Consider the following 21,152-nt stretch of genomic DNA (forward strand, 5'->3'; position numbering starts at 1 on the left):
CCATGGGCCTGTTACGGTTTCCAGCGGTACATGAGCACCTTGCCGCGTGCGTCTTCCTCGACGAACACCAGGTATTCGCCGTTCTCGCGCCGGAACGCGCTGATGCCGAACGGCACGTCGACCCAGCCCGACGCCTTGCCGACCTCCGCGCCCGGGCTCATCACGCCGACTTCCTTGCCGGATTCCTTGTCGTACACGTGGATCTTGCCGACCGGCTCCACCGTGAAGAGGTAGCGGCCCTCGACCGTGATCCCGATCAGGTCGAGGATCGGCTTCGCGTCGAGCTGCCACGGCAGCGCGACCGTGTAGCGCACCACCGGCGAGCCGGTCGACCACTTGTCGAAGCGCACCAGCACGCGGCCGACTTCCTTGTTGATGCCCGGCTGCGGCGGCGCGTCGGCCGTGTAGCCGGTCACGTACAGCGTGTCCGTCTGCGGTTCGTAGATCGCGCGGCGCAGCTGCGTGAACGGCTGCGGCATCGGATAGGTCGTGACCTTGTCGTACGCGTAGACCGGGTTGCCGGCCTTGTCGACGCCGCCGTAGCCGAAGCGATGGATCCCGCGCACGTCGCTCGTGCGCCAGATGTCGCCCTTCGTGTCGACCCACCAGCCCCAGCCGCCCGCCTTCGCCTTGCCCGTCGTGTTGGTCGTGAACTCGTCCTCGTCCAGCCGGCCGTTGCCGTTCGCATCGCGCCAGATCCAGTCGCCGCCCGGCGGCTTGTTCGGCACCTTGTCGACCGGCCGCGCGCGGCCCGCGATCAGGCCCGACGGAATCGCGACCTCGCCGTCGCGCTTCGCGTCGAAGCGGTAGATCTTCAGGTGATCGGCGTACATGTCGGTCAGGTACAGGAACGTGCGGCCGTCGACGCGCCGTGCGAACGGCATACCGGGATACTGGTCCGTGTGGAACACCGGATCGTCCGGATACTTGAAGCGGTTCGACAGGAAGCCGGCGTATTTCCAGTCCTGGCCGGGCGGCTTCGACAGGTCGAGCTCGAAGCGCTTGTTGCCCGTATACACGCTGTTCGGCCGCGCGGGATCGAGCCACGCGCCGTCGACGAACAGCAGCCCCTGTACCTGCCAGCGCAGCTTGCCGTCCGGCGTGTAGCTCTCGAGCACGGCGCCGAGCCCCGCGCCGATCGTGTCGTGACGCGGCCCGATGCCGTTCATGGACACGTACACGTTGCCCGCGCGATCGACGCCCACGCCCGTCAGCCCGTTGAAGCGCTGCGGCCCCGGGCGGCCCGGCACCGGGCCCGTGAAGATCCCGCCGCGCTCGCCGAGCGTGCCGGACGGCGCATAGCCCTTGCCGCCTTTCGAGAAGATCAGCACCTGCTGGCGCGGACCGTTGTCCGCCACCAGCACGCGCCCTTTCGCATCGACCGCCACGTCCACCGCTTCGGTGCCTTCGGGCAGCGCGGGCGCGTCGTCGAGCTTGCGGCCGTCCGCGCGCACGTGCACGAGATGCGCGGGCCCGTTGATCGTATCGGTGAGCAGCCACAGCGTGCCGTCGCCGGCAAGCGCGATGCGGCCCGGCTCGTGCGCACTCCAGGTGCCCTTCTTCTGCATCGTCTCGGCGTCGTACACGTCGACTTCGTCATGCGCCGGGTTCGTCGCGAACAGCGTCCTGTCGTCCGCCGCGAGGCCGCCCACTTCAGCCTTCGCCTCGCCCACCTCCGAGCGCGCGGGGGCCGCCACCTCGTTCATCACCATGAAGCTGGCGGCCATCCGCGCGCGGCCGGCATCGGCGCGCCCGCCGGGCGCGACCTGCGGCGCCGCGCGGAACGGCGCCGGCTGCTTCATGTCGCCGATCGTGCGCCGCGAGATGCCGAACCACTGCTTGCCCTTGTCCGGCCAGATGCCGGGCGACTGCAGGTGGCCGCGCTCGTTGCCGACGCCGATCGCGACGTACGCATACTTGCCGTTCACCGCGACCGCGTTGCCGCCGAGGTTGCCCCAGCCGTGCGTGCCGCCGGCGAAGCCGAGCATCTTCCCGTCCTGGTAGACGCTCGCCTCGGCACCGCTCTCGTCCCATGGCGCGTTCGTATACACCTTGCCGTCGGGCGTCACCGCGATCGCGCGAATGTCGATCTGCGTCCAGCTGCCGTCGCCATAGCCGAACGTGTTGCCGATCCACGACGTGGTCGCGGGCAACACGGTTTCAGCCGGAGCGGCGCTCGCGGACAGCGCCGCGCATACCGTCATGCCAACCAGAATCAGACGTCGCAATGCGCTCTCCAGACTCGATGCGGAAGCGACCGGCGCCGCGGCGAAACTGCCTGCCCGGATGCCCTGTCGCTAAATAGGTTTCAAACGTCGCGATGCAGGTTACAAGCAAAAATAATCACAAGAAATTTGGAAATATTTGGGGATGTTTCCGCCTGAAATATCGAGCCGGAACAGACTTGAATCGGCCCGGCGAAGCGGAAATATCGACCGCCCTTCACGCGACGATCCGTAGAAAATGCCGTTCCAGCCCGTCCGACGGGGCGCACAGCCTGCAAACCTTTCATGTCGCGATTGAAATGACCGGCATTTGAATGTTTTCAATCGGATAAATGCCATGCGTTTTTTTGCCGATTTCTTTTCCCTAGAATCGATTTCGACTCAATATTTCATTTAAACGCATGCATTACGTTCACGCATCGGATGCGCGGCGCGCCACGGCATCGGCCGCGCGTCGCGAAGGAGCGGCGCGATGACGGGCATCTCGCGCACCGCCGACCTCGCCCCGCCGCAACACGGCCGCATCGTGCAACTCGACGGGCTGCGCGCGATCGCCGTCGGCGCCGTGTTCCTGCAACACGCGCTGAAGGCGCCGCTGTGGATGGGCGTCGACCTGTTCTTCGTGCTGAGCGGCCTGCTGATCACCGGCATCCTGCTCGACCGCAAGGCACGCGGGCAGTCGTACTTCAGCCACTTCTACGCGCGCCGCGTGCGCCGGATCCTGCCGCCGTACGTGCTGCTGCTCGTCGTGTCGACGCTGCTGTTCGGCGCGAGCTGGCTGCCGCACTGGCCGTGGTTCGCGTTCTTCTCGACCAACATCGGCCTGTCGCTCGGCAGCATCGGCCACGACAGCCTGAACGTGCTGTGGTCGCTCGCCGTCGAGGAGCAGTTCTACATCTTCTGGCCGTTCGTCGTGCTGTGGTGCTCGGAACGCGCGCTGCTGTGGATCGCCGCCGCGCTGATCGTCGCGGCGCCCGTGCTGCGCGCGATCGCGACGCCGTGGTTCGATTCGTTCTGGCCGATCTACTACCTGACGCCGTTCCGGATGGACCTGCTCGCCGCCGGCGCGCTGCTCGCGATCGTGCTGCGCCGCGACCGGCGCGCGCTCGAGCCGTTCTACCCGCTCGCGATCGTCGGCGCACTCGTGTCGCTCGCGATCCTCGGCTGGCTGCACCTGTCGTTCCCGCGCTTCCGCGCGGCGAACACGCCGATGTCGAATGCCGCGCTCTACAGCATCTCGCTGCTGCTGTGCACGTCGATCGTCGTGATCGCGCTGCGCGGACGCGGCTTCGTACAGCGCGTGCTGACGAACCCGCTGCTCGTGTACGTCGGCACCGTCAGCTACACCGTCTACCTGATTCACCTGAGCGTGCTGTACGCGCTGTGGCCGCTGCACCTGAACCGCTTCGTCACGGCCGCGCTCGCACTCGCCATCACGCTCGCGTACGCCACCCTGAGCTGGTACGGCTTCGAGCGGCGCCTGACACGCGGCCCGGCGCGCCCCACGGTGCCCGCCGCCGCGCGCACGACCGCCTGACTTTCTCAATCCATCGTTTCGACCAGGACATTGCCATGAGCCAAAACCGCAAGAAGGCCATCATCACGGGGATCACGGGGCAGGACGGCGCCTACCTGACCAAGCTGCTGCTCGACAAGGGCTATGAGGTCACGGGCACCTACCGCCGCACCAGCTCGGTGAACTTCTGGCGCATCGCCGAGCTCGGCGTCGACACGCACCCGAACCTGTCGCTCGTCGAGCACGACCTGACGGACGCCGGCTCCAGCCTGCGGCTGCTCGAACGCACGCAGCCCGACGAGCTGTACAACCTGGCCGCGCAGAGCTTCGTCGGCGTGTCGTTCGACCAGCCGGCGACGACCGCCGAAGTCACGGGCCTTGGCCCGCTGAACCTGCTCGAGGCGATCCGCGTGGTGAGCCCGAAGACGCGCTTCTACCAGGCGTCGACGTCCGAGATGTTCGGCAAGGTGCAGGCGATCCCGCAGACGGAAACGACCGCGTTCTATCCGCGCAGCCCGTATGGCGTCGCGAAGCTGTACGCGCACTGGATGACCGTGAACTACCGCGAATCCTACGACCTGTTCGGCTGCAGCGGCATCCTGTTCAACCACGAATCGCCGCTGCGCGGCCGCGAGTTCGTCACGCGCAAGATCACCGACACCGTCGCGAAGATCAAGCTCGGCAAGGCGACCCGGCTCGAGCTCGGCAACCTCGACGCGAAGCGCGACTGGGGCTTCGCGCTCGAATACGTCGAAGGGATGTGGCGGATGCTGCAGGTCGACGAGCCCGATACCTACGTGCTCGCGACCAACCGCACCGAGACCGTGCGCGACTTCGTGCGGATGGCGTTCGCGGCCGCCGGCTACCAGCTCGAATGGACCGGCAAGGGCGAGCAGGAGCGCGGCCTCGACGCGTCGAACGGCAACGTGCTCGTCGAAGTGAATCCGAAGTTCTACCGCCCTGCCGAAGTCGACCTGCTGATCGGCTGCGCGGACAAGGCCAAATCCAAGCTGGGCTGGGCGCCGGAGACGACGCTCGAACAGCTCTGCCAGATGATGGTCGAAGCGGACCTGACGCGGAATCGTCACCATGACACGTACTGAAGCCGCACGCCCGTCGCGGCGTGCGTTCGTCACGGGCCTGACGGGCTTCACCGGCCGCTACATGGCGCAACGCCTCGAAGCGGCCGGCTACGACGTGTGGGGTACCGTGGCGCCCGGCGCGGCGCGGCAGGACGATCCGGCGTTCGCGAACTGCACGCTGCTGCCGGTCGACCTGCTCGATGCGAACGCGATGCGGGCAGCGGCGGCCGATGCGCGGCCCGATGCGGTCGTGCATCTCGCCGCGCGGGCGCATGTCGCGCAGGACGAGCCGTCGCAAACCTACGCGGTCAACATCGCCGGCACGCGCAACCTGCTGGCCGCGCTCGCCGGCCTCGACCGCCGTCCGTCGGCGGTGCTGCTCGCCAGCAGCGCGAACGTCTACGGCAATTCGACGGCCGGCGTGCTCGACGAGACCGTCGCGCCCGCGCCCGCGAACGACTACGCGGTCAGCAAGCTCGCGATGGAATACGCGGCGAAGCTGTGGGCCGACCGGCTGCCGATCGTGATCGCGCGGCCGTTCAACTACACGGGCGTCGGCCAGGACGACGCGTATCTGCTGCCGAAGCTCGTGTCGCACTATGCGCGCAACGCGCCGCGCATCTCGCTCGGCAATCTCGACGTGAGCCGCGATTTCTCCGACGTGCGCGACGTGACGGCCGCCTATCTGAAGCTGCTCGAAGCCGCGCCGGCCGGCGAGACGTTCAACGTCTGCTCGGAGCGCGCGTATTCGCTGAAGGAAGTGCTGGCAATGCTGTCGAGGATTGCCGGCTACGTGATCGACGTGACGATCGATCCGCGTTTCGTGCGGCACAACGAAGTAAAGCGCCTGAGCGGGTCGCGCGACAAGCTGCGGCGCGCGGTGGGCGAGCTGCCCGCGACGCCGCTCGACGACACGCTGCGCTGGATGATGGAAGCGATGCGCGACGTGCCGCGGCCCGGGCAGGTTGAGCAGACCGGCTGATTCCGGCAACACAACGCGCGTTCGTCGCCAGTCAAAAGAAAACGGGCCGCTCTGTCGAGCGGCCCGTCGTCATGTCGGCCCTGAAATCGGAGCCGCCGCGCTCAGCCCTCGAGGCCGCGCGCGAGATCGTTGCGCACGTCGCCCGCATGCTCCAGGCCGACCGCGAGACGGATCAGCCCTTCCGTGATCCCCGCGGCCGCACGCGCTTCCGGCGTGATGCGCGCGTGCGTCGTCGTCGCCGGATGCGTGATCGTCGTGCGCGTATCGCCGAGGTTGCCGGTGATCGAGATCAGCTTCGTGCTGTCGATCACGCGCCACGCGTTCGCGCGCTGCTGCTCGGGCGTATCGCCCTTCAGCTCGAACGACACGATCGCGCCGCCCGCCTTCTGCTGGCGCTTCGCGAGTTCGTGCTGCGGATGCGATTCGAGCCCCGGATAGAACACGCGTGCGACGGCCGGATGCGAATCGAGCCAGCGCGCGATTTCCAGCGCGTTCGCCGACTGCTTCTCGACGCGCAGCGACAGCGTCTCCATCCCCTTCAGCAGCACCCACGCGTTGAACGCCGACAGCGTCGGCCCCGCGCTGCGCACGAACGGGAACACCTTGCCCATGATGAACGCCTTCGAGCCGACCAGCGCGCCGCCGAGCACGCGCCCCTGGCCGTCGAGGAACTTCGTCGCCGAGTGCATCACGACGTCCGCGCCGAGCTTCAGCGGCTGCTGCAGCACCGGGCTGCAGAAACAGTTGTCGACGACGAACAGCGCGTTCGCAGCCTTCGCGATCTTGCCGATCGCCTCGATGTCGGCGAGTTCGGTCAGCGGGTTCGACGGCGTCTCGAGGAAGAACATCTTCGTCTCGGGCCGCACGGCTTCCTGCCACGCGTTCAGGTCGGTCGGATCGACGAAGGTCGTCGTGATGCCGAACTTGCTGAAAATCTGCGAGAACATCCCGAGCGTCGAGCCGAACAGGCTGCGCGAACTGACGAGGTGATCGCCCGCCTGCAGCGCGGACATCACGACCGACATGATCGCGGCCATGCCCGACGCCGTCGCGATGCAGGCCTCGCCGCCTTCGAGCGCGGCGAGACGGTCCTGGAACATGGTGACGGTCGGGTTCGTGAAGCGCGAATAGGTGAAATAGTCTTCCGAATTCGCGAAGCGCTCGGCCGCCTCGGCCGCGCTCGTGAAGCAGAAGCTCGACGTCAGGAACAGTGCTTCCGAATGCTCGTTGAAGTCACTGCTGCGCAGCGTGCCCGCACGCACGGCGAGCGTGTCGAAGTTGAGGGAGTCGTCCATGTTCCGTTTTCCGTATTCGAGGGTCGCGCCGAGGGTCATGCATCAGGCGCGAACCCAGCCACAAAATCAGGCCAAAACAAAAAGCCCGCTATGCGTCGGCATCAGCGGGCTTCGGTGCGGTACGACAGCGATCGACTCGGGCCGGCTGGCGCCGGCCTTCGCTTTAGCTGTTTTGGGAAATCGCCCCGCGTCCGCAAGCTGAATCAAATCGACGCAAGGCCACATCCTATCACGCTTCGTCGGAAGCGTGCGCCGGCATCACTCGACCGACAGCTGCAGGTTCATCTGCGAACGCGCGGTGTCGCCCGCCGTGTCGCGATCGGCCTGCGACGCCGGCGCGAGACGGGCGCGCTCGATCGCATCGAGATACTCGGGCGTCACGGCGCCGGTGATGTAGTTGCCGTCGAAGCACGACGCCTCGAAGCGCTCGAGCTTCGGGTTGATGTCGCGTACCGCGCGGCGCAGGTCGTCGACGTCCTGATAGATCAGGTAGTCGGCACCGATGATCTTCGCGACTTCGTCGTCGGTGCGGCCGTGTGCGACCAGCTCGCCGCGCGTCGGCATGTCGATGCCGTACACGTTCGGGAACTTCACGGGCGGTGCCGCCGACGCGAAGATCACCGACTTCGCGCCCGCATCGCGCGCCATCTGCACGATCTCGTGCGAGGTCGTGCCGCGCACGATCGAGTCGTCGACGATCAGCACGTTCTTGTCCTTGAACTCGATGCTCATCGCATTGAGCTTCTGGCGCACCGACTTCTTGCGCACGGCCTGGCCCGGCATGATGAAGGTGCGGCCGACGTAGCGGTTCTTGAAGAAGCCTTCGCGATACTCGACGCCGAGCTTCGCGGCGACCTGCATCGCGGCCGGACGCGACGAATCGGGAATCGGCATCACGACGTCGATCGGCACGTTCGGCAGCTCGCGCTTGATCTTCTCGGCGAGGTAGTCGCCCATGCGCAGGCGCACGTTGTAGACGGGCACGCCGTCGAGGCACGAGTCCGGACGCGCGAGATACACGTATTCGAACATGCACGGATTCAGCGTCGGGTGCTCCGCGCACTGCTGGCTGTGGAAATTGCCGGCCTTGTCGATGAAGATCGCTTCGCCCGGCCGCACGTCGCGCACGAATTCGAAACCGATGCCTTCGACCGCCACCGACTCCGACGCGACCATCCACTCGGTGCCGTGTTCGGTCTCGAGCTTGCCGATGCACAGCGGGCGGATGCCGAACGGATCGCGGAACGCGAGCAGGCCGTAGCCGGCGATCAGCGACACGATCGCGTACGAGCCCTGCAGGCGGCGATGCACGCCCGCGACGGCCTTGAACACGGCGGCCGGATCGAGCTCGAGGCCCGTCGTCGCCAGCTGCAGCTCGTGCGCGAACACGTTGAGCAGCACTTCGCTGTCGGAATTGGTGTTGATGTGCCGGCGGTCGATCCGGAACATCTCGTCCTTCAGCTGTTCCCAGTTCGTCAGGTTGCCGTTGTGCGCGAGGATGATCCCGAACGGCGCGTTCACGTAGAACGGCTGCGCCTCGGCTTCGCTCGACGCCGAGCCGGCCGTCGGATAGCGGACCTGGCCAATGCCGAAGGTGCCGGGCAGGCTGCGCATGTTGCGCGTGCGGAACACGTCGCGCACCATGCCGTTCGCCTTGTACATGTGGAAATTGCTGCCGTCCGCCGTCGCGATGCCCGCTGCGTCCTGACCGCGATGCTGCAGCAGCAGCAGGCTGTCATAGATCAGCTGATTGACCGGGGATTGGGAGATAACACCTACGATGCCGCACATGGCATGTCCTTCAAGATGACAAAATCGGTTCCGTCCTGCCCGGCCGCGTCGTCACACGCGCACATACTGGGCCATGCCGTCGGGCAGGAACTGCTTCAGCTCGTGCACGCCCTGTTCGGCGAAAGGACGCAATAGCGCATTGCGCCAGAAATCCTGTTTGGGCAATTCGGTCAGCCCGGCCGCCGCGACCAGCAGCACCACCAGCACGCAGCCGCGGACGAGCCCGAACATCATGCCCAGCGAACGATCGACCCCGCCGAGGCCCGTCGCCTGCGCGATCCGCGACAACAGCGCGTTCGCAACGCCCGCGACGAACACGACGCCGATCACGATCAGCGCGAACGCGAGCACCCACTGTGTCAGCGCGCCGCCCGGCCAGTTCGCCGGAATATACGGCACCACCAGTCCGACATAGCGAGCCGCGATCATGACCGCCGCGATCCAGCCGATCAGCCCGAAAATCTCCGAGACGAAACCGCGCCATGCGCCACGCAGCGCAGACAACGCGATCACCGCCAATACAGCGTAGTCGAAAGCCGTCAGCATCGCACGTTACTGCGTGAGTCCGGCTTCGCGCACCTTCGCGATCGCGGCGGATGCCGCCGCACGATCCGCGAACGGGCCGGCACGCAGCAGTGTAGCCGCGCTGCCGTCCGCCTGCTTGCTGTGCTCGACATATGCGGGCACGCCCGCCGATTTCAACTTGGTGGCCCACGAACGGGCCGTCGCGGCGTCCTTGAACGAACCGAGCTGCACCGCGAAGCGCGCACCGGCCGGCGATGCCGGCGACGACGCGTCGCCGCTGTCGGCCGCGGCGTCGGCGTTCGCGACCGCCGCGGGCGCCGGCTTCGGCGCGACCGGCTTCGCCGCGGGGGCGGCCGCGGCCGGCTTGGCAGCGGGCTTCGGCGGCGTCACGCTCGCCGTGGTCGTCGAGGTCGTGGTATCGGGTTTCGCGGCCGGCTTGGCCGCATCCTTCGCCGCGGGCGCTGGAGCGGCCGCCACCGCGACATCGGAGGCCGGCAGTTCGTCGTGCGCGACGCCCGCCTGCACGTCGGACGCGTCGTCGTCACGCGACGCGACCGCCTGGTGCGCAGGCCGGTTCGGAATATCGATCGCGATATCGTCCGTCACCGGCTTCGGGTGCGAATCGAGCACCATCGGCAAGACGATCACCGCGGCGACGACGAGCGCGATCGCGCCGACGAGACGCCGGCGGGCGCGTTGCTTTTCAGGAAGGGTCGGATCGAGGAGCAGTGCGTCCGATTCCGGACGCTCGGTACGGCGCGTGCGTCGCTCGACGCGTTCAGTGCGCTCCGTGCGCACGTTCCGGGAGGCCCCGGTACGACCGCCGCGCCGGGTGGGCGCGTCGTCGTCTTTCTTGCCGAACGAGAAAATTCCCATGAATGGCTGAGTCCGAAACTGCCCGTCAGTCAGTGTTGCTGCGATTTCCGGTAGGCCATCACACCTGCCACCGTATGGAAACTGCCGAAAACCACGATTCTATCATTCTCGGATGCTCTTTTTAGTGCATCGCGAAACGCTTCGGCCGGCGACGCGAACCGCGTCACGCTCGAATCGGCCCCCTCCTCCACGCCGGCCTTGCGCAGCGCGGCTTCGAGTTGCTCCGCGCTCGCCGCGCGCGGCAGCGGCAGGTCGGTCACGCACCAGTGGTCGATCTCGCCCTTGAGGTGCCGCAACACGCCGTCGATGTCCTTGTCGTGCATCGCGCCGAACACCGCGTACGTGTACGGGAAGAAGCCCATGTTGCCGAGGTTCTGCTCCAACACGGCCGCCGCGTGCGGGTTGTGCGCGACGTCCAGCACGATCGCCGGCTTGCCGGGCAGCACCTGGAAGCGCCCCGGCAGCTCCACGTTCGCGAGCCCGAGCCGGATGTCCTGCGCGGACACCGGCAGCACCGGGCGCAGCGCCTCGAGCGCGGCCAGCGCGGCCGATGCATTGATCAGCTGGTTCGCGCCGCGCAGCGCCGGATACGCGAGCGCCGGATAGCGCTTTTCGCGGCCGAGGTAGCTCCATTGCTGGCGCTCCGCGCCCGGCTGCGCTTCATAGCGGAAATCGCGGCCGACCAGCCACAGGTCCGCGCCGATCGCCCGGGCATGGTCGACCAGCGTGTTCGGCACCGCGGGATCGCCGCAGATCGCCGGCTTGCCCGCGCGGAAGATCCCCGCCTTCTCGAACGCAATCTTCTCGCGCGTGTCGCCGAGGTATTCGGTGTGATCGATGTCGATGCTCGTGACGATCGCGCAATCGGTATCGATGATGTTGACCGCATCGAGCCGGCCGCCGAGGCCGACTTCGAGGATCACTGCATCGAGCCCGCGCGACGCGAACAGGTGCAGGATCGCGAGCGTCGTGAATTCGAAGTACGTGAGCGACACCGGCTCGGGCAGCGACGTGCGCGCGGCTTCGACGGCTTCGAAGTGCGGCAGCAATTCGACGTCGCTGACCTGCTGCCCGTTCACGCGCGCGCGCTCGCCGAATTCGAGCAGGTGCGGTGACGTGTGGCAACCGACCTTGTAGCCCGCATGAACGAGGATCGCCTCGAGGAACGCGCAGGTCGAGCCCTTGCCGTTCGTGCCGCCGACCGTGATCACGGGACACGCGAATTCGAGCTGCAGCGCCGCCTTGACCTGCCCGATGCGGGTGAGGCCCATGTCGATGCCGACCGGGTGCGCGCGTTCGAGATGCGAAAGCCACGCGTCGAGAGTGGGAAAAGTGCTCATCGGATCAAATCTGAATCGGTACCGCCACTACGCCAAAAAAACGAAACGCGCCGCCCGGCGGTTCAGCCGGGCGACGCGCGCGGTTCACAACGCCCGCCTGTCAGGCCAGCGCGTCGGCCGGCTGTCGCTGCAGCAGCGCGAGCAGCTGCGCGATCTCGTCGCGCATCTTGCGGCGGTCGACGATCATGTCGATCGCGCCCGTCTTCAGCAGGAATTCCGCGCGCTGGAAGCCTTCCGGCAGCTTCTCGCGAACCGTCTGCTCGATCACGCGCGGGCCGGCGAAGCCGATCAGCGCCTTCGGCTCGGCGATCACGACGTCGCCGAGGAACGCGAAGCTCGCCGACACGCCGCCCATCGTCGGGTCGGTCAGCACCGAGATGAACGGCAGCTTGGCTTCGGCCAGCTTGGTCAGCATCGCGGTGGTCTTGGCCATCTGCATCAGCGACAGCAGGCTTTCCTGCATCCGTGCGCCGCCCGACGCCGTGAAGCAGATGAACGGCACTTGCTGTTCCAGCGCATTCTGCGCGCCGCGCGCGAAGCGCTCGCCGACGACCGAACCCATCGAGCCGCCCATGAACGAGAACTCGAAGCAGGCCGCGACGACGGGCAGCGTGTGGATCGCCCCACCCATCACGACCATCGCGTCGGTCTCGCCCGTCTCGTCCATCGCTTCCTTCAGACGATCGGGGTACTTGCGGCTGTCCTTGAACTTCAGCGAGTCGACCGGCACGATTTCCTGGCCGATTTCATAGCGGCCTTCCGGATCGAGCAGCCCGTCGAGGCGCTCGCGCGCGCCGATGCGCATGTGGTGATCGCACTTCGGGCACACGTGCAGGTTCGCGTCCACGTCGTTGCGGTACAGCACGGCCTCGCAGGACGGGCACTTGACCCACAGGCCTTCCGGAATGCCCTTGCGGCTTTTCGGGTCGGTCTGCTTGATCTTCGGCGGCAACAGTTTGTCGAGCCAGCTCATCGTATGGTTTCCTGTTCCGTGGCGGGGCGGGCCAATCGGCCCGTTCCCGCTTCCTGTGTTGTGTTTATCGCGCCGTGTCGCCGGTGCCGTCCAGGGCGGCGCGCAGTTCGGCGATGAATGTCTTCAGCGCGACGGCGGCACCCTCCGGCGCGGCGCTCTCGAGCAGTTGCACCAGGCGGCTGCCGATCACGACGGCGTCCGACACTTCGGCCACCGCACGCGCCGTTTCGGCGTCGCGGATGCCGAAGCCGACGCCCACCGGAACCGGCACGCGCGACTTGATGGCCGGGATTTTACCCGCAATGCTCGAAACATCCAGATTTCCGGCGCCGGTCACGCCCTTGAGCGACACGTAGTACACGTAGCCGCTCGCGATCTTGCCCACGTCGGCGATGCGTTCGTCGGTCGACGTCGGCGCGAGCAGGAAGATCGGATCGATCTGCGCGGCACGCATTTTCTCGGCGAACACGCCCGCTTCCTCGGGCGGATAGTCGACGACGAGCACGCCGTCGACACCGGCCGCCTGCGCTTCGGTCGCGAACGCGTCGACGCCCATCCGCTCGATCGGGTTCGCATAGCCCATCAGCACGACGGGGGTTTTCTGGTCGGTCTCGCGGAAGCGCTTCACGTCGGCGAGCACGCTCCTCAGCGTGACGCCGCGCGCGAGCGCACGTTCCGACGAGCGCTGGATCACCGGGCCGTCGGCCATCGGGTCCGAGAACGGCACGCCGAGCTCGATCACGTCGGCGCCGCCTTCGGCGAGCGCGTGCATGAACTCGACGGTCTTCGCGGGATCGGGGTCGCCGGCCGTGATGAACGGGATCAGGCCCTTGCGGCCTTGTTCGGCGAGTGCGGCGAAGGTTTGCTGAATACGATTCATGGCAATTTTCCTTTGTCGACCGGAGTTAGCGCTTTAGCGCTTACTCCGGTCCCATGCAAAGCAGCGATCGGCACTGCGGCGGCGCGACTCACGCGCACGCCTGCGCGGCGAGCGCGTTCACGCGCTCATGCGCGATCGCGCAATAACTTTCGTTGATCTCGTAGCCGACGAAGTCGCGCCCCTGCCGTGCGCAGGCCACCGCGGTCGTGCCGCTGCCCATGAACGGATCGAGCACACGGCCGCCCGGCGGGCAGCTCGCGAGCACCATCCGCTCGATGATTTCCAGCGGCTTCTGGGTCGGATGATCGACGCGCTCCGCGTGCTGCCGATGCAGGCGCGAGACCGACCAGACGTCCTTCGGGTTGTAGCCCATCTCGAGCCACTTGCTGCCTTCGAACAGCTTGCGCGAGCGGGCCTTCTTCGTGTCGGCGTCGTACGGGATGCGGACCGGATCGAGATCGAAGTAATACGCCTTGGAAACCGCGAAAAAGCCGATGTTGTCGTGCACCGACGTGAAACGGCGCGTCGTGCCGCCCATGCTCGGCACGCGCCGGTCCCAGATGATCTCGTTGACCATCGTGAGCTTCGTCTTCAGGAAGCTGAAGATTTCCGGCGCGTACTGCCACGTGCAGAAGATGTACATCGACCCGCTCGGCTTGAGCTTCGGAATCGCGAGCTCGAGCCACTCGCGCGTCCACGCGAGGAAATCGTCGCCCGAACGCTTGTCCGAGTCGTTGCCGTAGTCCTTGCCGAGCCCGTACGGCGGATCGGCGACGATCAGGTCGATCGACGCATCCGGCAGGCGCGCGGCTTCGGTCGTGAAATCGCGGTTGTGCAGTTCGATCCCGGACGGCAGTGCGCGCGGCATGGCGACGGCAGGCTGCCCCGCCTCCGCTTCGCTCGCGGCCCCGCCGCCCGGCTGTTCGATCAGATCACGCATCGGTCGGGGTCAGAGCGCGATGCCCGATCGCTCGGCGACCGTGTGCATGTCCTTGTCGCCGCGGCCCGACAGGTTGACGAGCAGGATCTTGTCCTTCGGCAACGTCGGCGCGAGCTTCACGCCATACGCGATCGCGTGGCTCGACTCGAGCGCGGGGATGATCCCCTCGATCCGGCAGCAGTCGTGGAACGCCTTCAGCGCCTCGTCGTCGGTGATCGCCACGTACTGCGCGCGGCCGCTGTCCTTCAGCCATGCGTGCTCGGGGCCGACGCCCGGATAGTCGAGACCGGCCGACACCGAATGCGTCTCGATGATCTGGCCGTTGTCGTCCTGCAGCAGGTACGTGCGGTTGCCGTGCAGCACGCCGGGGCTGCCGGCGATCAGCGATGCCGCGTGACGGCCGGTGTCGAGGCCGTCGCCGGCCGCTTCGACGCCGATCAGCTGCACCGACGTGTCGTCGATGTACGGATAGAAGATGCCCATCGCGTTCGAGCCGCCGCCGACGCACGCAATCACCGCGTCCGGCTGCCGGCCGGCGAGTTCCGGCATCTGCACCTTGCACTCGTCGCCGATCACGCGCTGGAAGTCGCGCACCATCGCCGGATACGGGTGCGGGCCCGCGACCGTGCCGATGATGTAGAAGGTGCTTTCGATGTTCGTGACCCAGTCGCGCATCGCTTCGTTCAGCGCGTCCTTCAGCGTGCGCGAACCCGATTCGACCGGCACGACCGTAGCTCCAAGCAGCTTCATCCGGTAGACGTTCGCGGCCTGGCGGCGCACGTCCTCGGCGCCCATGTAGACGATGCACTCCATCCCGAAGCGCGCGCAGATCGTCGCCGTCGCGACGCCGTGCTGGCCGGCGCCCGTCTCGGCGATCACGCGCTTCTTGCCCATGCGCTTCGCGAGCAGCGCCTGGCCGATCACGTTGTTGATCTTGTGCGCGCCGGTGTGGTTCAGGTCCTCGCGCTTCAGGTAGATCTGCGCGCCGCCGAGCGTCTCGCTCCAGCGTTGCGCGTGATAGATCGGCGACGGACGGCCGACGAAATATTTCAGCTCGCGCTCGTATTCGGCGACGAAATCGGGGTCGTTCCGGAATTTTTCATACGCCGTGCGCAGTTCGTCCAGCGCATGAATCAGCGTTTCGGCGACGAACACGCCGCCATACGGGCCGAAGTGGCCGCGATCATCAGGAAGGTTGTACATGGTGTCACTCTCGATTGGTCGATGCGCGCCGCTTTTCGGGGCCGCACCGACTTGCATCACCCGGCGTCCGCTTCGCGCACCGCGCGTACGAACGCCGCCATCCGGGCGTGATCCTTCACGCCCTTCGCGCCCTCCACTTCGATGCCGCTCGAGACATCGACAGCAAACGGGCGCAACTGGCGGATCGCATCACCGACGTTTTGCGCGTTCAAGCCACCACTCAAAACGGCCCGATGCGCGAGCTCTGCGGGAATAAGTGACCAATCGAAGACCTTGCCGCTACCGCCGTAGTCCGGCACCAGGGTGTCGAACAGGAGGCCGCGCGCTTTCGAATAATGAAGAGCCGATTCTACCAAATCGGACGGCTGCGTCGAGGGGCCGACGCGCACCGCGCGCAACCACGGCAGGCGCGCCGCACGGCCGAGCGTGTCGCACTGCTCGGGCGTCTCGTCGCCGTGGAACTGCAGCACCGTGAGCGGCACGTCGCGCACGACCGCCTCGATGTCGGCTGCCGTCGCGTTCACGAACAGCCCGACCACCGACACGAACGGCGGCGCGAGGCGCGCAAGCTCGGCCGCCTGAGCGATCGACACCGCGCGCGGGCTCTTCGGATAGAACACGAGGCCGATCGCGTCGGCGCCGAGCGCGGCGGCATGCAGCACGTCCTCGGGGCGCGACAGGCCGCACAGCTTGATGCGCGTGCGCGGCGCGAGACCAGCCGCGGCGGGAGTCGAGGGAGACACGGCGTGATCCGTCATGGTTGTGGGTCCAGATCTGCCCAGACGCCGCTCCACGGCACGCTGCCGAGCTGCGCGGGCGGGACGGCGAATTCCGCCGGGTAGCCGACATGGGCGAGATACAGCCCGTCGGCCATGAACGTGGGCGCGGCGAGATTGCGGTCACGCCCGGCCAGCACGTCGGCGAGCCAGTCCGCCGGATAGCGGCCGCGCCCGACCGCGACGAGGCAGCCCATCAGGTTGCGCACCATGTGGTGCAGGAACGCGTTCGCGCGGAAACGAAAATGAATGAAGTGGCCCGCGCGCCGCACGTCGATCTGGTACAGGTGTTTGACCGGCGTCTTCGACTGGCATTCCGACGACCGGAACGACGAGAAGTCGTGCTCGCCGATCAGGTGCGCGGCGGCGGTGCGCATCGCGTCGTCGTCGAGCGGCGTGTGGATCCAGCCGGCACGGCCGGCCAGCATCGGCGAGCGCACGGGATGCACGTACAGCGCGTAGTAGTAGGTGCGTTCGAACGCCGAGAAACGCGCGTGAAACGTGTCCGGCATCGGCTTCGCCCACTGCACGGAGACGGTCGGCGGCAGGAACGCGTTGGTGCCGCGCACCCACGAGAAATCCGCGCGGTCGAGCTCCGTGTCGAAGTGCACGACCTGTCCGAGCCCGTGCACGCCCGTGTCGGTCCGTCCCGCGACCGTCGTGTGCAGCGGCCCGCACGCGAATTCGCCGAGCGCGCGCTCGAGCGCATCCTGCACGGTCTTGCCGTGCGGCTGCGACTGCCAGCCGCAGAACGCCGCGCCGTCGTACTGAATCCCCAGCGCGATCCGCATCACGCCTCTTCCGCCAGTTTCGCGAGCAGCGCGCGCGCATCGTCGCGCGTCGCGGCGTCGTTCGCGTCGACCACTTCCTGCAGCAGCGTGCGCGCGCCGGACAGGTCGCCCAGCTCGACGTACTCGGACGCGAGATCCAGCTTGTTGCGCGCGATGCGCGCCAGCTCTTCCGGCGTCAGCGCCGGCAACGCGGCACCCGGCGCGGACGGCAGGTCGAGATCGAAATCCAGCTTCAACGCGCCGAACTGCGCGCCGCCGAGCGGCGGCAGCGACGACGGCGCGGACGGACCACCCGCATGCGGCGCGGGCGTTGCCGCTTCCGGATCCCAGTCGAACGCGTCGTCCTGGTCGGCCGGGTGTTCCGGGGACAGATCGCCCGCGCCAATGGGCGGATGCGACGCGGACTGACCGTTAGTTGCGACTTGCTCGCTTTCGGCTTGCCCTTCCCGCGCGGCCGGTTCGTCCGCCGTACGCGGCGGCAACGGCATGTCGAGGCTGTTGAGCGCGGTGATCGCGTTCTGCATCAGTGCCGCGTGCTGGGCGTCGTTCGTCGAAGGCCCCGCAGGCATTTGAAGCGACTTGTCCGCGGCCGCTTCCGCGACAGGCTGCTCGTCGTGCGTGGCCGGTGCTGCGTCGCGCTCCGGCGCGGCGTGCGCGGACGGCGCCTCCACTTGATCGGCATGCGCCTTCCCCCCTTCCGGCGGCGGCGAGAGATCGGCTTCGCGCGTATCGCTCGCCTGCGCCGCTGCCGCGGTAGCCGCGATCAGATTCGCATCGGCGGCCGCGTCGCGGGCAACCGGCGTCTCGGGAAGGATCGGCGGCAACGGTTCGACGGACGACGACGATGCGCCGGCATCGGCAGCAGCCGTCCCGCCGGACTCCGCGGCTACCGTATCGGCAGGCCGCGCTTTGCGGCGCTTGCGCCACGCGAACCCGGCCGCGAGAACGACCACGGCCGCGCCGGCCACTGCAGCCGGACGCCAGTCGATCTGTTCCGAACCGCGCACGGGCGCGGCTGTCGTCACGGGCGCCGCCGGCCGTACCGGCGCCGATGCCGGCTGCACCGCGCTGGCGGCCGCGCCGGACGCCGCTTCGCTCGCGACCGGCGACGACGCGGCAACGGAGGCACCTGCGTCATTCGCGGCGGGGCGCGGAGCAGCGGGTGCCGGTGCCGGCGCAAGGTTGTTCGTCGCGGCCGGCTTGCCGATTCCGTGCTTCTGCAGCTCCATCAGCACGCGGTTCTTCAGCGCGAGCAGTTGCTGCAGGCTCGACGGCCGCGTTTGCGACGCGCCCGCGACGGGTGCCGCCGCGGACGGTTCGTGCATGCCTTGAGCCGAGCCGCCCGGTGCGGGCTGCGCAGCAGCTTCGCTCGCGGACGACGGGGCGGACTGGATCGCGCCGCTCCACACGTGCGGCCCGCTCGCACCGGCCGCAGGCGCTGCCGGCTGAACGGGTTCGACCGTCGACGCGCCATGTGCGGCAGACGCGCCGATCGAAGCCGATGCCCCCGCCGCCCCCGCCGCCGCGACGCTCGCGCCGCTGACCGGCGCCGCATGCGCAGCCGATGCGGCCGGCGCGGTTTGCACGGCCGACCCCGGGTGCGGCGCGGACGCACCACGCTGCGCGACTGCGACTGCGGCCGTGCCCGACGCGGCGGCCGGCACGACCGCTGCCGATGCAGCCGATGCAGCGGACGCACTGGCCGGCACGAGCGCCGCGCCCGTCGCGTCGAGCGCCGGCACCGTCAGCGTCGCGCCGACTTTCAGGCGGCTCGGGTCGTGCTTCATGAACGCCTGCGGATTGGCGTCGAACAGCGCACGGCCGGCGCGCGCGAGCACGCCCGGGTCGTGCGACTGCGTGGCCGCTTTCGCGAGGTCGTTCAACGACTGGCCCGGCTGAACCGTCACGTTGAGCGGCACGGCGCCGCCGGCGGCGGACGCCGGCAGTTCACCGGTGCCGGCCGCCCAGGCCGACGCGGCCGCGCCGAGCGCGAGGATCGCCAGCGCGCCACGCACGGCACGCGACAGACGGGACTGACGCGGAAACAAGGAAATTCGGGACATCGTAGGCTCTATCGCCGCGCGCGGGCGCGGCTCGGATTCGCGTAGGGAAGCGTCAATAAAGTCGCCGCAGAAATGCAAAAGCGTCGCGCGGAACGCGACGCTTTCGGCGGCTCTGCGCGTCGTAACCGCATAGTTTACTTCACACGATCGGATTCCGGCCGAATTCGTCGCCGGCGGATGCGGCCGTCCACGCTCGTGCGTCGGCGCGACCGCTGCCCGCGCCGGGCTGCCGGCGCGCGGATCGGCGCGACTGCCGTGCCGATCCCCACAACGAATCGCGCGCGACGCGCTTTATCAAAAAAACGATCATCAATCGATGAAAATCCCGGCCACTGCATCGAGCCCGAAACGAATTCGGCCCCCTATATTTCGCATCGCCGCCGGGCCTCGTACCCAAGGATTCGATCCAGGAAAGCGCCCGGCCGCGCAAGCGGTTCGGGCGCTCGCGCATGGGCCGGCGCCGGCCAATAAAAAACGCCTGCCGCCCCGCAAAGGGCCGGCAGGCGTCTCGCGTCGCGCGCCAACGGCGCGCGGCACGGCCCGATCCTTACTTGTCGAGCAGGATGCGCAGCATGCGGCGCAGCGGCTCGGCCGCGCCCCACAGCAGCTGGTCGCCGACCGTGAACGCGGACAGGTATTCGCCGCCCATCGCGAGCTTGCGCAGGCGGCCGACCGGCACCGTCAGCGTGCCGGTGATCTTCGCCGGCGACAGGTCGCGCATCGACGCTTCACGCTCGTTCGGTACGACCTTCACCCAGTCGTTCGCCGACGCGAGGATGCCGTTGATTTCGTCGAGCGGGACGTCCTTCTTCAGCTTGATCGTCAGCGCCTGCGAGTGGCAGCGCATCGCGCCGATCCGCACGCACAGGCCGTCGACCGGGATCGAGCCCGGCTCGCCCATCGCCGGCTTGCCGAGGATCTTGTTGGTTTCCGCGCCGCCCTTCCACTCTTCCTTCGACATCCCGTTGCCGAGATCCTTGTCAATCCACGGAATCAGCGAACCGGCGAGCGGCACGCCGAACTGGCTCGTCGGCATCGCATCGCTGTTCATCGTCGCGAGCACGCGGCGGTCGATGTCGAGAATCGCGGAAGCCGGATCGGCGAGCTGTTCCTGCACCGCGCCGTGCAGCGCGCCCATCTGCGACAGCAGTTCGCGCATGTTCTGCGCGCCCGCGCCCGATGCGGCCTGGTAGGTCATCGCCGTCATCCAGTCGACGAGGTTCTCGCGGAACAGGCCGCCGAGCGCCATCAGCATCAGGCTGACCGTGCAGTTGCCGCCGACGAAGTTCTTCGTGCCCTTGACGAGCGCGTCCTTGATCACGTCGAGGTTGACCGGATCGAGGATGATGACCGCGTCGTCCTGCATCCGCAGCGACGACGCCGCGTCGATCCAGTAGCCGTTCCAGCCGGCCGCGCGCAGCTTCGGGAACACGTCGTTCGTGTAGTCGCCGCCCTGGCACGTGATGATCACGTCGCACTTCTTCAGCTCGTCGACGTTGGTCGCGTCCTTGAGCGTAGTCTCGTTTTTCGCGAACGACGGCGCCTTGCCGCCCGTGTTGCTGGTGCTGAAAAACACCGGTTCGATCAGGTCGAAATCACCTTCTTCCTGCATGCGCTGCATCAGCACGCTGCCGACCATGCCGCGCCAACCTACGAGACCTACGTTCATGACTAACCCTTTGAATGGAGCTTCCCCGCCATTTCCGCCCCCGGCGTGACCGCGCGGGGAAACAGGCGGGCACGACGGACGATCAGCGTTTAATGATCGTTTTCGTGGTAATGGTTTTCGTGATGACGATGGCGCGCGTACCCGCACGGGCAGTGTTGCCGTGGAGTTTCAGGACCGGGGAGATCAGGGAAATCAGCGCCATCGTTCGAGTCTACACAAAGCCGG

General features: G+C 67.6%; 19 protein-coding genes. 3 read left to right on the plus strand and 16 right to left on the minus strand.

The features are described from left to right. Nucleotides 1–11 precede the first annotated feature (11 nt). Together DIE22_RS00115 and DIE22_RS00120 are read right to left on the minus strand one after the other, a co-directional pair. A complete protein-coding gene (locus DIE22_RS00115) occupies nucleotides 12–2,204 on the minus strand; it encodes a hypothetical protein (RefSeq protein ID WP_185640526.1) in 2,193 nt (730 codons plus the stop codon). A 104-nt stretch (nucleotides 2,205–2,308) separates the two neighbouring features. After that, nucleotides 2,309–2,512, minus strand: coding sequence for a hypothetical protein (locus tag DIE22_RS00120; protein WP_124604023.1), 204 nt, complete (start codon nucleotides 2,510–2,512; stop codon nucleotides 2,309–2,311). Between the two features lie 185 nt (nucleotides 2,513–2,697). Here DIE22_RS00120 and DIE22_RS00125 point away from each other — a divergent pair, with 185 nt between their 5' ends. From DIE22_RS00125 to DIE22_RS00135, 3 genes are read left to right on the plus strand one after another with little or no spacing between them, the layout of a single operon-like run. Then, entirely contained in the window at nucleotides 2,698–3,762 is a 1,065-nt protein-coding gene (locus DIE22_RS00125) for an acyltransferase (protein WP_124498456.1), read from the plus strand. 35 nt (nucleotides 3,763–3,797) lie between these two features. Next, nucleotides 3,798–4,844: a GDP-mannose 4,6-dehydratase gene (gene gmd / locus DIE22_RS00130; RefSeq protein WP_124604025.1), complete on the plus strand. Its 1,047-nt coding sequence runs from the start codon at nucleotides 3,798–3,800 to the stop codon at nucleotides 4,842–4,844. Beyond that, nucleotides 4,831–5,805, plus strand: coding sequence for an NAD-dependent epimerase/dehydratase family protein (locus DIE22_RS00135; RefSeq protein WP_124604027.1), 975 nt, complete (start codon nucleotides 4,831–4,833; stop codon nucleotides 5,803–5,805). Before gmd ends, DIE22_RS00135 begins: the two co-directional genes overlap by 14 nt. Nucleotides 5,806–5,906: 101 nt before the next feature. Here the strand turns inward: DIE22_RS00135 and DIE22_RS00140 are convergent, their stop codons facing one another. From DIE22_RS00140 to DIE22_RS38580, 14 genes are all read right to left on the minus strand, one after another. Beyond that, nucleotides 5,907–7,100, minus strand: a complete 1,194-nt coding sequence (locus DIE22_RS00140; protein ID WP_124498459.1) for an O-succinylhomoserine sulfhydrylase — start codon at nucleotides 7,098–7,100, stop codon at nucleotides 5,907–5,909. Nucleotides 7,101–7,358: 258 nt separating this feature from the next. Beyond that, nucleotides 7,359–8,891, minus strand: a complete 1,533-nt coding sequence (gene purF / locus DIE22_RS00150) for an amidophosphoribosyltransferase (RefSeq protein ID WP_124604029.1) — start codon at nucleotides 8,889–8,891, stop codon at nucleotides 7,359–7,361. Nucleotides 8,892–8,942: 51 nt separating this feature from the next. Further along, nucleotides 8,943–9,437, minus strand: a complete 495-nt coding sequence (locus DIE22_RS00155; RefSeq protein ID WP_124604031.1) for a CvpA family protein — start codon at nucleotides 9,435–9,437, stop codon at nucleotides 8,943–8,945. Between the two features lie 6 nt (nucleotides 9,438–9,443). Next, nucleotides 9,444–10,292: an SPOR domain-containing protein gene (locus DIE22_RS00160; protein ID WP_124498463.1), complete on the minus strand. Its 849-nt coding sequence runs from the start codon at nucleotides 10,290–10,292 to the stop codon at nucleotides 9,444–9,446. 29 nt (nucleotides 10,293–10,321) lie between these two features. Further along, nucleotides 10,322–11,632: a bifunctional tetrahydrofolate synthase/dihydrofolate synthase gene (gene folC, locus DIE22_RS00165; protein ID WP_124498464.1), complete on the minus strand. Its 1,311-nt coding sequence runs from the start codon at nucleotides 11,630–11,632 to the stop codon at nucleotides 10,322–10,324. Between the two features lie 100 nt (nucleotides 11,633–11,732). Further along, the gene (gene accD, locus DIE22_RS00170; RefSeq protein ID WP_044843820.1) at nucleotides 11,733–12,605 is read right to left on the minus strand and encodes an acetyl-CoA carboxylase, carboxyltransferase subunit beta; all 873 of its coding nucleotides are present in this window, start codon (nucleotides 12,603–12,605) and stop codon (nucleotides 11,733–11,735) included. A gap of 64 nt (nucleotides 12,606–12,669) precedes the next feature. Beyond that, nucleotides 12,670–13,485 (minus strand): tryptophan synthase subunit alpha, encoded by an 816-nt coding sequence (trpA, locus tag DIE22_RS00175; protein WP_124604033.1) that lies wholly within the window; start codon nucleotides 13,483–13,485, stop codon nucleotides 12,670–12,672. 88 nt (nucleotides 13,486–13,573) lie between these two features. Then, nucleotides 13,574–14,425: a DNA-methyltransferase gene (locus tag DIE22_RS00180; protein ID WP_124604035.1), complete on the minus strand. Its 852-nt coding sequence runs from the start codon at nucleotides 14,423–14,425 to the stop codon at nucleotides 13,574–13,576. Between the two features lie 9 nt (nucleotides 14,426–14,434). Continuing rightward, the gene (gene trpB / locus DIE22_RS00185) at nucleotides 14,435–15,628 is read right to left on the minus strand and encodes a tryptophan synthase subunit beta (protein ID WP_124604037.1); all 1,194 of its coding nucleotides are present in this window, start codon (nucleotides 15,626–15,628) and stop codon (nucleotides 14,435–14,437) included. A gap of 56 nt (nucleotides 15,629–15,684) precedes the next feature. Continuing rightward, nucleotides 15,685–16,386 carry a phosphoribosylanthranilate isomerase gene (locus DIE22_RS00190; protein ID WP_124604434.1) on the minus strand — a complete coding sequence of 234 codons (702 nt, stop codon included), beginning with the start codon at nucleotides 16,384–16,386 and terminating at the stop codon, nucleotides 15,685–15,687. Further along, on the minus strand, nucleotides 16,383–17,195 hold the full coding sequence (gene truA / locus DIE22_RS00195) for a tRNA pseudouridine(38-40) synthase TruA (RefSeq protein ID WP_185640517.1): 813 nt from the start codon (nucleotides 17,193–17,195) through the stop codon (nucleotides 16,383–16,385). Before truA ends, DIE22_RS00190 begins: the two co-directional genes overlap by 4 nt. After that, nucleotides 17,195–19,258, minus strand: a complete 2,064-nt coding sequence (locus DIE22_RS00200) for a FimV/HubP family polar landmark protein (RefSeq protein WP_124604040.1) — start codon at nucleotides 19,256–19,258, stop codon at nucleotides 17,195–17,197. The genes truA and DIE22_RS00200 overlap by 1 nt, the downstream gene beginning before the upstream one ends. A gap of 547 nt (nucleotides 19,259–19,805) precedes the next feature. Beyond that, nucleotides 19,806–20,927 (minus strand): aspartate-semialdehyde dehydrogenase, encoded by a 1,122-nt coding sequence (asd, locus tag DIE22_RS00205; protein ID WP_124498470.1) that lies wholly within the window; start codon nucleotides 20,925–20,927, stop codon nucleotides 19,806–19,808. Between the two features lie 82 nt (nucleotides 20,928–21,009). Continuing rightward, entirely contained in the window at nucleotides 21,010–21,129 is a 120-nt protein-coding gene (locus tag DIE22_RS38580; protein ID WP_039319027.1) for a hypothetical protein, read from the minus strand. Between the last annotated feature and the right edge of the window lie 23 nt (nucleotides 21,130–21,152).

The organism is Burkholderia sp. Bp9142 (genome assembly GCF_003853415.1).
Classification (GTDB): domain Bacteria; phylum Pseudomonadota; class Gammaproteobacteria; order Burkholderiales; family Burkholderiaceae; genus Burkholderia.